Origin of the sequence: Paraburkholderia madseniana (assembly GCF_009690905.1) — a bacterium.
GTDB classification, from domain to species: domain Bacteria; phylum Pseudomonadota; class Gammaproteobacteria; order Burkholderiales; family Burkholderiaceae; genus Paraburkholderia; species Paraburkholderia madseniana.
Genome location: NZ_VOSW01000177.1, coordinates 1 through 11,281, shown reverse-complemented (window position 1 = coordinate 11,281; position 11,281 = coordinate 1). Strand labels below are relative to the sequence as shown.

The 11,281-nt window shown below is 59.0% G+C and carries 7 protein-coding genes; 2 read left to right on the top strand and 5 right to left on the bottom strand.

From position 1 onward, the window contains the following. The 5 genes from FSO04_RS43695 to FSO04_RS43675 form a co-directional block, all read right to left on the bottom strand. On the bottom strand, nt 1-430 hold a 430-nt coding region (locus tag FSO04_RS43695; protein WP_166618383.1), incomplete at its 3' end, for a branched-chain amino acid ABC transporter permease. Between the two features lie 699 nt (nt 431-1,129). Further along, a complete protein-coding gene (locus FSO04_RS43690) occupies nt 1,130-2,293 on the bottom strand; it encodes a branched-chain amino acid ABC transporter substrate-binding protein (RefSeq protein ID WP_414693526.1) in 1,164 nt (387 codons plus the stop codon). 402 nt (nt 2,294-2,695) lie between these two features. Further along, complete coding sequence (locus FSO04_RS43685) at nt 2,696-3,718, bottom strand: Ldh family oxidoreductase (RefSeq protein WP_168436025.1); 1,023 nt, start codon at nt 3,716-3,718, stop codon at nt 2,696-2,698. Nucleotides 3,719-3,899: 181 nt separating this feature from the next. Then, nucleotides 3,900-4,907 (bottom strand): trans-3-hydroxy-L-proline dehydratase, encoded by a 1,008-nt coding sequence (lhpH, locus tag FSO04_RS43680; RefSeq protein ID WP_154567540.1) that lies wholly within the window; start codon nt 4,905-4,907, stop codon nt 3,900-3,902. Between the two features lie 30 nt (nt 4,908-4,937). Continuing rightward, nucleotides 4,938-6,065 (bottom strand): branched-chain amino acid ABC transporter substrate-binding protein, encoded by a 1,128-nt coding sequence (locus tag FSO04_RS43675; protein WP_154567539.1) that lies wholly within the window; start codon nt 6,063-6,065, stop codon nt 4,938-4,940. Between the two features lie 611 nt (nt 6,066-6,676). Here FSO04_RS43675 and putA point away from each other — a divergent pair. Further along, nucleotides 6,677-10,606 carry a trifunctional transcriptional regulator/proline dehydrogenase/L-glutamate gamma-semialdehyde dehydrogenase gene (putA, locus tag FSO04_RS43670; RefSeq protein WP_154567538.1) on the top strand — a complete coding sequence of 1,310 codons (3,930 nt, stop codon included), beginning with the start codon at nt 6,677-6,679 and terminating at the stop codon, nt 10,604-10,606. 59 nt (nt 10,607-10,665) lie between these two features. Then, a partial coding sequence (locus FSO04_RS43665; protein ID WP_154567537.1) for an electron transfer flavoprotein subunit beta/FixA family protein occupies nt 10,666-11,281 on the top strand: 616 nt, incomplete at its 3' end.

Sequence of the window (11,281 nt, the reverse complement as noted above, 5' to 3'; positions counted from 1 at the left end):
CCTTGATCACGTTGATCGGGTCAGTAGGCAACAGCTGCGGGAACGGCAGCGGGTTGCGCGACCAGATCATCATCGCGAGGGTTTGCAGCAGGATCGACACGCCGATCGCGGTGATCAGCGGGGCGAGGCGCGGTGCTTTACGCAACGGCCGGTAGGCCACGCGCTCGATCGTGTAGCCGACCAGCGAGCAAACCACTGCCGCGATGATCAACGCGATGATGAGCGTCGGCACATTGCCGAGGCCGGGGAAGTGGTTCTGAAGCACGCCTATGGCTGAGAGCGCAACCATCGCGCCCACCATCAACACATCGCCGTGCGCGAAGTTGATGATGCCCAAGATGCCGTAAACCATCGTATAGCCCAGTGCGATGATGGCGTAAACGCTGCCAAGCACCAGCCCGTTGAGGACCTGCTGGATGAAGATATCCATTTAATGCTCCTTAGCCCGTGCAACCGCAGAAGGCTGCAGCCCGCGAGTAAGCGAGGAATCACGTCGTCTCGACGACACTGCGGATACTAGATAAAAACCGGTAAGGTCCGATCGTCCCGGCATGTTCACGGCAGACCCAAAAAATGGACTCGCCGTGCGGGCAGATATTGGAACATCGTTAAATGCCATCGTCGCGTCCTTGTCCGCTGACACGAAATGGTCCCGGCATGCTCTTGTTCCCAAAACCGCGCATCGCACGTGCACCCGCCTAATCGCCGTCGGTGTCGAAACGATCCGCTAGCCGAGACCGCACCCGATCGTCCGCACCGTGCGAGTACGCCGTCCCACTTCGAATGAATTGGAGCGCCTGATCGCGAAAGAGATCAGGCGCAAAACGTCAAATCTTGAAATAACCCCAAAGCCCCATCGATAGAAAGACATGTCACCGACATGCCCTCACAGTTGCATGCCTGATCCTTGGATGCCAAGTCTCGTAGCACGTCAAGTCTCAGTTCACGTGACGCTCGATATCGGCAGCGCAACCAGCTGGTAAGCCCATGAAGAGAAAATTCCGATTCCTGCGGATTCTCCCGCCTACCGCATCAGCTCGGGATATGGAATGGCGAGGAGGCCCGCTCGCGTATTGCACGTTTCCATGCCGAAGCGGTCCTTCCTCAACATCCCCGGGGCGATTGAGATTTACATCCTGACTACCTGAAGCAGATTCTTCTTTCCATTCTTGAATTGGTATAACGAAATACCTGTCTCCTTGAGGTCGCCTTTCGAATCGAACGCGATCCTGCCGATCACGCCGTTATACTGCGTCGCCTGCATGGCGTCGAGGATCCTTGCGGGGTCCGTGGAGTTCGCACGCTTCATCGCGTCGACAACCACATTGACGGCGTCATACGCGAATGGAGCATAGCTCTGAATCGGTTGATTGAACTTCTGTACATATCTTTTCTTGAAGGCTTCGCCGCCGGGCATCATCTCCAGCGGAAGACCGGCCTCAGAGCACACCAGATTCTTCGAAGCGTCTCCGGCCATCTCGCCCATTTTTTCCGTACACAATCCGTCCCCGGAAAGGACCTTTGCGCGCAACCCGAGCTGAGCGGCCTGCCTCACCAACTGAGCTCCCGCAGCGTCACTTCCGCCATACATTATGATGTCCGGATTCTCGCCCTTTATTTTCGTCAGAATTCCTTTGAAATCGACCGTCTTATCAGTGCTGGCGTCGCGTGAAAGCACCTTGATGCCAAGGGCCTGGACATTGTTCGAGAATTGATCTGCTAGCCCCTGGCCATATGCAGTGGCGTCATCTACGATCGCGATGGTCTTCGCATTCATGTTCTTGGCGGCATACGTTGCCAAAGCGGGTGCTTGCTGGGCATCCGTTGCAATCAGACGGTATGTCGTCTTGAATCCCTGCTGTGTGTAAAGCGGATTTGTGGAAGCCGGTGTAATCTGAACAATTCCCGCATCCCGATAGATCCGAGATGCGGGAATCGATGTTCCGGAAGTCTGGTGACCAATCACCGCGACCACCTTATCGTCAACGAGCTTCTGCGCAATCTGGGTTGCCGTTCGGGGATCGGCGGCGTCGTCTTCTTGCTCAAGCCAGAGAACCACCTTATTGCCACCGACTACCAGACCTTTGGCGTTAATTTCGTCCACCGCCAGTTTTGCGCCATTCTCCGAGTCTCGTCCCTGATGCGCCAGGCCCCCGGTGAGCGGAGCAACGGCACCCAACTTCACAATCTGCGTCGTCTCAGCTTTCGCAAAGGACGATGCATCGAATGCGACGGTCAACAATATCAACGCGGTCTTGCTTATAACAAAGCTCTTCATGACGGCATCCCCAATAATTAGTTAGCCATCCTCGTACCGGCTCGACAAGCATCGATGCCCTGCGACTCCGTAGGTTCTTCGGGGCAATCGCACAGGCCGATTTCGGTGTTGTGCAGGATGGTGAGGCACTATAGCCAGCCAATTAGCTCATTTGCTGTCGATTTGAATCCTCGCCGGGTTGCAGATCCAAACGTTCTTGATGGATAACCCCTCAGCGCGAAATAGACGTTTCGTTTCGTACGCCCCCCGGATTCCTTTGATGTTCCGGTTGACTTCATCGCATGTGAGAAAGCCCATCTTCGCGGCCAAACCACATCTGGAATCTCACATTCCTACGACCCGGGCAGCGGAGACAATGAACATCCGCACCGAACAACGAGTGACGCAGAATCGACCGGTCCGTCAGTCAACTTAGATTCAATGAATTCCGGTGTCTCTGTCCAGCAACGCAAGCATGTCGAACTCCTCTCTGCTGACGTCGATTCCGTCCTCCATCGCACGAGCCCGTGCAATTAACCTTCTGTCGCCTGGAACACGCTGCAGTCCAGCGTCTATCACGGCCTGCATTAGTTCGTCGACGCGGATCTGGAAGTGCGGCAGGCCTGTGCTGCCGGCGGTCGGATCGATCAGGATCAACGTCTGGCCGGTTCGCGGCGTCGCGGCGCCCGGCATCGTTTCCAGCACGCACTCGTACGAGAACTGGCCACCGACGAGTGCGGCGCACAAGATCTCAATCATCAGCGCGAGCGTCGTCCCCTTGTGACCGCCGAAAGTCAGTAGCGCGCCTCCGTCGATAATATCGGCCGGGTCGGTGGTCTGGAGACCATGCTTGTCGACACCGACGTCGGACGTTAGCGTTCGCCCTTCGTTCATCGCGATGCTGACGTCACCGCGCGCCATGGTCGAGACCGCCTGGTCAAACACGAACGGTGGTGCCGACGCGCGCGGCGCGGCGAACGCCATCGGATTCGTACCAAATACGGCCGACTTGCCGCCATACGGTACGACACCCTTCATCGAATTGAGTACCGCCAGCGCGACGAGGCCAACGTCAGCGAATGGCTCGACGTCGAGCGACAGTGCTCCGAGATGATGGGAATTGCGAATCGCGACGACGACAATGCCATTTCGCTTCGCCTTCTCGATCGCCAGTTTCGCACCCGCATCTAACGCGGACACCGCGAAGCCGTTAGCCGCGTCGATGCGAATGAATCCCGGTGCGACATCGTCGACGATGGGCTCGGCCCTTCCGTCGACCCAGTTCCCGACTAAGCTCGACACATAGCCCGGCATCCGGAAGAGCCCGTGGCTTTTCGCACCATCGCGTTCCGCGGACGCGCAATTCGTAGCGATCAGTCTAGCGACGCGCGTTGAGCAACCGGCTCTCTCAAGGATGTTCTGTAATCGCTCGGCCAGGGATTCGAATTTGACTTGCGCCACCGTGTCACCTATGAAGAAGCTGTCCAGCTCGGTACGAGCCGTACCGATTGTTCGATTAGCTAATCATCGATCGAATAGGCAGCTCGTGACGGCTGCGGAATGGGAAGTTAGTGCGCCGCAAAGTGTGTGGCAGGGTTTTGTCACGTCAACCGGACATCGAGGCCAGGCAGACCGTTGCGGCTTATCGGACGAGGAAGCCGTGTGCAAGCGGGTCCCGCTCGTCGATAATCCAGTTTGCAAAACCACAGATGTGCGCGTAGCCTTCGATTTCGTTGATCACGGCCGGAATATCGCCGACAGCCGTCGTCCGGACGACGCGTCCGCTGAAGGTCGTACCGACGATCGACTCGTTGACGAACGTTTCCCCAAAAGCTAGCTTGCCACGCAGGTAAAGTTGTGCGACCCGTCCCGACGTGCCCGAGCCCGACGGCGACCGATCGACCTCACGGTCCGCGAAGATGATGCAGTTCGCTTGAGTGGAACCGGGATGTCGCGGAGCATTCGCGATTACAGTTCCGTAGATGTGGTCGATTTCGGGGATTTCCGGGTGAGCTACAGAATAGGCAGCGTTGGCTGCTGCCTTCACTTCGGACCCGAACGCGATCAACTTTCCGACTGCGTGTTCACGAATCTCCAAACCGAAAGGCGCGCCGTCCACGTAGAAATAGAACGCCCCGCCATACGCAATGTCGCCTGTCACGCTACCGAACGACGGTGTCAGAACCGACACATCTCGCTTCCAGATGAAGGATGGTACGTTCACAAATCGTACCGGGCCGGCATGCTCGCCATCGTAGCTCACAAAAGCCTCGATAAAGCCGCACGGTGCATCAATGCCCACGCGCGTCTCAGGCACCGTGCGCTCGACCCACCCGAGTTCGACTGCGACAGTTGCTATGGCGATTACCCCGTGTCCGCAGTGATCGCTATAGCCCTCGTTATGCACGAATATGACGCCGAAGTCCGCGCTCGGTGACACCGGCTCGGTCAGGTAGCCTCCGTACATGTCAACGTGACCACGCGGCTCAAACATGAGCGCGCGGCGAATATCGTCGGCATTCTCCTTCATCCACGTGCGGCGCTGCATGATGGTGCTACCTTTCGCCCGTGGCAATCCATTCGTCACGATACGGAAGGGCTCACCGCTGGTATGTACCTCTACGGTTGAAATAGAACGACTGATTTTCATGGACGTTGCAATGGAGGCTATTAACGAGATTTAAGGAGCGTACGGAACAGGCGCGCCGTTGCGGATTACGTACACCGTTGTCGGAGCACCTTTCAATTCGCCGTTGTCGGCAAACGCGTAAGTTCCGGCGATTCCCTTGTAGCTAGTCTTCGCGAGTTGCGCGATCAGCTTCGCTTTATCGGTGGTCGTACCAGCCTTCACCATAGCGTCGGCCAGCAGCTTCACACCGTCGTAGTAGCTGACGCCGTACACTTGCAAATCCGTGCGGTAGGTATCGTGATACCTCTTCACATAGTCGCGTCCTTCCGCAGTCTTGTCCGGGGCAACACCGCCTTGTGCGCAATAAACGATCGAGGCTGCATCGCCTGCAACCTTGCCCATTTCAGCTGTACAGATACTGTCGCCGCCCAGCAGCTTCGCGCGAACGCCGAGCGCCCGCATCTGCTTGGCCATAGGGGCGCCCTGAGCATCGTATCCGCCGTAGAAAATCACGTCGGGGTTCTTGGCTTTGATAGTTGTCAGGATCGAGCGGAAGTCAGTTGCCTGGGATGAGGTGAATTCCTGACCGACGATCTGGATCCCACGGGCCTTCGCCGTCTTTTCGAACTCTTCCGCTACCCCTTGACCATATGCTGTGCGGTCATCGACTACCACGGCTGTCTTCGCTTTCAGCGTTTGCGAAGCGAAATCGGCCATCGTGCTGCCAAGCGACGAATCGCTGGCCCCGATACGGAAGATGTTTTTGAAACCCTGCTTTGTCAATGCTGGATTCGAAGCGGTCGGCAGCAGCGGGATGCTTGCGCCGTTATAGATCTGCGAGGCCGGAATCGCTACGCCAGAATTGTAGGGTCCCAAAACGGCGATGACACCGCGGTCAACAAGGTTCTGCGCGACTTGGACGCCGATTTTCGGATCTGCTTGGTCATCCACCGCCGCGAGCTTGAAAGTGACAGCCTTCCCGCCAATCTTCAGGTTTTCCTTATTCAAATCGTCAATTGCCAGCCGCGCACCGTTCTCGACATCCTTTCCTCCGGCCACCTGCGGACCGGTCAGCGGAGCGGAAAGACCAATTGTCACGACCTCTTGTGCGCTTGCTCCAACAGCCGTCATCAACCCCAAAGCTGCGACCGCAATACAAACTCCAGACTGCTTTTTCATTGTCATCTCCGACGATTTCCGCGTACTCACGCGTATAGACCAACACCTAATTTGTCTTCACTTACAACGTGAACCTCGTGCGCAACGGGTCGCCAGCAACTGTTAAAGATGCGCGACGCGTCGTTTCAGCAGCAGTCGTGTCGAACTCGATTTGCCACCCCTCCATCACCGGGTTGGGGCGCCGCCGGGCCGCGAACCGGACGCTCACAAGCATCCGATTCATGTTACATCGTATACTCTTACGATGCATAGTATCCGTTTTCTCCAGCGTGCGCACCGTTTCAAAAATACAATTTGACCCTGGGATCTTCCCCAGTTAATTGGCTCAGAAGCGAGGATGTGGCGTCTCCAAGCCTTTGTAGACGTGGCTTGGCTGCGAGATCGGCTCCTCCCTGTCGAACCCCAGACTGTCTCTAACGTATCGCGCCTGCACGTCCCTTCCCTTGGGCGACGCAGTCGGTCGCCTTCGTCTATTGAAGAGACCAGCTCAGAGAGACCACGCGATACCCGGAGGGGTGCAACTTTTTGAAACGAGGTTGCACCCCGCCGCTCAATAGTATACGATGTCACTACTATAGTATCTTTTGGCTGCCATTTTCAGAGGACTTTTTATGCCCGGCACAACTTTGGGCGTCAAGGTTGACGATAATCTTCGTTCGCGCCTAAAGCGCGCAGCAATGAGCATCGAACGAACACCGCACTGGTTGATAAAGCAGGCGATGGTTTCGTACGTTGAGCAGATTGAGAACGGCGTCGTGCCACAGGAACTCCTTGGCGCGCAAGCCCTCGAGCCTGAACAACAGGAACCCATCGACCATAGCGAGGATGGCGCTTCTCATCCCTTCCTCGAATTCGCGCAGAACGTGCAACCGCAATCGGTGTTGCGCGCGGCGATTACCGCTGCGTATCGCCGTCCCGAGCCGGAATGCGTGCCGTTCCTGCTCGGCCAGGCGCGTCTGCCGGCCAATCTCGCGGGCGACGTGCAGGCCATGGCCGGCAAGCTGGTCGAGACGCTGCGCGGCAAGAGCAAGGGTGGTGGCGTCGAAGGGCTGATCCACGAATTTTCGCTGTCGAGCCAGGAAGGCGTGGCGCTGATGTGCCTCGCCGAAGCGCTGCTGCGCATTCCCGATCTGGCCACGCGCGACGCGCTGATCCGCGACAAGATCAGCAAGGGCGACTGGAAATCGCACATGGGCCAGGCGCCGTCGCTGTTCGTCAACGCCGCGACCTGGGGCTTGATGATCACCGGCAAGCTGGTGACGACCAATAGCGAAACGAGCCTCTCGTCGGCGCTGACTCGTTTGATCGGCAAGGGCGGTGAACCTCTGATCCGCAAGGGCGTCGACATGGCGATGCGCCTGATGGGCGAGCAGTTCGTCACCGGTGAGAACATCTCCGAGGCGCTGGCCAACAGCCGCAAATACGAAGCACGCGGCTTCCGCTACTCGTACGACATGCTCGGCGAAGCGGCGACCACCGAAGCCGACGCGCAGCGCTACTACGCGTCGTACGAACAGGCGATCCACGCGATCGGCAAAGCGGCCGGCGGCCGCGGCATTTACGAAGGCCCGGGCATCTCGATCAAGCTCTCCGCGCTGCACGCACGCTACTCGCGTTCGCAGCAGGAACGCACGATGAGCGAACTGCTGCCGCGCGTCCGCTCGCTGGCGATCCTCGCGCGCCGCTACGACATCGGCCTGAACATCGACGCCGAAGAAGCCGACCGCCTCGAAATCTCGCTCGATCTGCTCGAAGCGCTGTGCTTCGATCCGGAACTGGCTGGCTGGAACGGCATTGGTTTCGTGGTGCAGGCGTATCAGAAGCGCTGCCCGTTCGTGATCGAATACCTGATCGATCTGGCGCGCCGCAGCCGTCACCGCATCATGGTCCGCCTCGTGAAGGGCGCGTACTGGGACACCGAAATCAAGCGCGCACAAGTGGACGGCCTCGAAGGCTATCCGGTCTACACGCGCAAGATCTACACGGACGTCTCCTACCTCGCCTGCGCGAAGAAGCTGCTTAGCGCGCCGGACGCGGTCTATCCACAGTTCGCCACGCACAACGCGCACACGCTGTCGGCGATCTATCACCTCGCGGGCAATAACTACTACCCCGGCCAGTACGAGTTCCAATGCCTGCACGGCATGGGTGAACCGCTGTATGAGGAAGTCACCGGTCGCGACAAGCTGAACCGTCCGTGCCGCGTGTATGCGCCGGTCGGCACGCACGAAACGCTGCTCGCATACCTCGTGCGTCGCCTGCTGGAAAACGGCGCGAACACCTCGTTCGTGAACCGCATCGCCGATGAGACCGTCGCGATCAAGGACCTGATCGCCGACCCGGCCGACGAAGCCTCGAAGATCGTCCCGCTCGGCGCGCCGCACACGAAAATTCCGCTGCCGCGTAATCTGTTCGGCGCCGAGCGTCTCAATTCGATGGGGCTCGATCTGTCGAACGAACATCGTCTGGCCTCGTTGTCGTCGGCGTTGCTGGCGAGCGCGCATCATCCGTGGCGCGCGGCGCCTATGCTCGAAGACAACGAAATCGCCGTGGGTGTCGCGCGTGATGTGCGCAACCCGGCCGATCATCGCGACCTCGTCGGTACTGTTGTGGAAGCGACCTCGGAACATGTGAGTGCCGCCATGGCCCACGCAGTCGCCGCCGCACCGATCTGGCAAGCGACGCCGGTCGACGCCCGCGCCGATTGCCTCGCGCGTGCCGCCGATCTGCTCGAAGCGCAGATGCACACGCTAATGGGTCTCGTGGTGCGTGAAGCCGGTAAGTCGCTGGCGAACGCGGTCGCGGAAATCCGTGAAGCGATCGATTTCCTGCGCTATTACTCCACGCAGATCCGCAACGAATTCTCCAACGACACGCACCGCCCGCTTGGTCCGGTGGTCTGTATCAGCCCGTGGAACTTCCCGCTGGCGATTTTCATGGGTCAGGTGGCTGCAGCTTTGGCTGCTGGTAACACTGTGCTCGCCAAGCCGGCCGAACAAACGCCGCTGATCGCCGCGCAAGCTGTGCGTATCCTGCGCGAAGCCGGCGTGCCGGCGGGCGCGGTGCAACTGCTGCCGGGCAATGGCGAAACGGTCGGCGCAGCGCTGGTGGCCGATCCGCGCACCCGTGCGGTGATGTTCACCGGTTCGACCGAAGTCGCGCGTCTGATCAACAAGACGCTGTCGAATCGCCTCGACCCGGAAGGTAAGCCGATTCCACTGATCGCCGAAACCGGCGGCCAGAACGCGATGATCGTCGATTCCTCGGCGCTTGCTGAGCAGGTGGTCGCGGACGTGCTGCAGTCTTCGTTCGATTCCGCCGGTCAACGGTGTTCCGCGTTGCGCGTTCTTTGTCTACAGGAAGATGTCGCGGACCGCACGCTCGAAATGCTGACGGGCGCGATGCGCGAACTGTCGGTGGGCAATCCGGACCGCCTGTCGATCGACGTCGGCCCGGTCATCGACCTCGACGCAAAGCGCGGTATCGATGCGCACGTCGCGGCGATGCGCGAGAAAGGCCGCAAGGTCGAGCAACTGCCGATGCCGGAAGGTGCGGGACAAGGCACGTTTGTTCCGCCGACGCTGATCGAACTCGACAGCATCGACGAATTGAAGCGTGAAGTGTTCGGCCCGGTGCTGCATGTGGTGCGTTACCGCCGCAGCCAGCTGGACAAGCTGCTCGAACAGATCCGCACAACCGGCTACGGCCTGACGCTTGGCATTCACACGCGGATCGACGAAACGATCGCTCACGTGATCAGCCGTGCGCATGTCGGCAACATTTACGTGAACCGCAATGTGATCGGCGCGGTGGTGGGTGTTCAGCCGTTCGGTGGTGAAGGTCTGTCGGGCACGGGTCCGAAAGCGGGTGGCGCGTTGTATCTGCAGCGTCTGCTGGCTACGCGTCCTGCAGGATTGCCAAAGTCGTTAGGCGACATGTTGCCTGTCAAAGGCGGTCGCGACGGGGCAGTATCCACAGAAGCAGCTCGATATGCATTATCGACGTTGCGCGATTGGTTGATCGCGGAGCATGAACCAGCCTTGGCCGCCCGTTGTGACACATATCTGGACAACGTTGTAGTTGGAGCCTCCGTCGAGCTCCTAGGCCCCACAGGTGAGCGAAATACTTTCAGCCTTCATAGCCGCGGCACAGTGCTTTGCATCCCCTCGACCAGAACAGGCGCGCTCAAGCAGTTCGCCGCGGTTCTTGCTACTGGCAATCGCAGCGTGTTTTCCGGGAAAGCTGGCGAAGAACTGTTTGCCGTGTTGCCCTCGTCGTTGAAGTCCTTCGCAGCAACCACGAAGCAGGTGGACGCACCTTGCGACGCCGTCCTTTTTGAAGGCGATAGCGACACTCTCATCACGTTGGCACAAGAAATTGCCAAGCGGCCCGGCCCGATTCTCTCAGTTCAAGCAGTTCCATCAAACCTTGGCAGTGGAACCGAAGCCGACTACGTCCTGGAGCGCCTACTCACAGAGCGCTCGGTGAGCGTCAACACTGCCGCTGCCGGCGGCAATGCAAACCTCATGACTATCGCTTGATGACGATCTAAATCGTCAACTGAACCCTGGTAAAGGCATCACATGTCAAGGTACCCGAAATGAAGATACTGGTCGCAGCAAAGAGAGTCATTGATTACAACGTCAGCGTACGCGTAAAAGCTGACAACACCGGTGTGGAAACAGCCAATGTAAAGATGTCGATGAATCCCTTCGACGAAATCGCGGTCGAAGAAGCGGTACGTCTGCGTGAAGCGGGCGTGGCGACCGAAGTGATCGCCGTGTCGGCGGGTGTCACGCAAGCGCAGGAAACGCTGCGCACGGCGCTGGCAATCGGCGCGGACCGTGCGATCCTGATCGAGTCGGGCGAAGAACTGCAGCCGCTGGCGGTCGCCAAGCTGCTCAAGGCGCTGGTCGACAAGGAACAGCCGCAGCTCGTCATCCTCGGCAAGCAGGCCATCGACGACGATTCGAACCAGACCGGCCAGATGCTGGCTGCACTGGCGAACCTGCCGCAAGCTACGTTTGCCTCGAAGGTTGTCGTCGCTGACGGCAAGGCTACGGTGTCGCGCGAAGTGGACGGCGGTGCTGAAACGCTGTCGCTGAGCCTGCCGGCCGTGATCACCACCGACCTGCGCCTGAACGAGCCGCGCTACGTCACATTGCCGAACATCATGAAGGCGAAGAAGAAGCCGCTGGAAGTCATCAAGCCGGAAG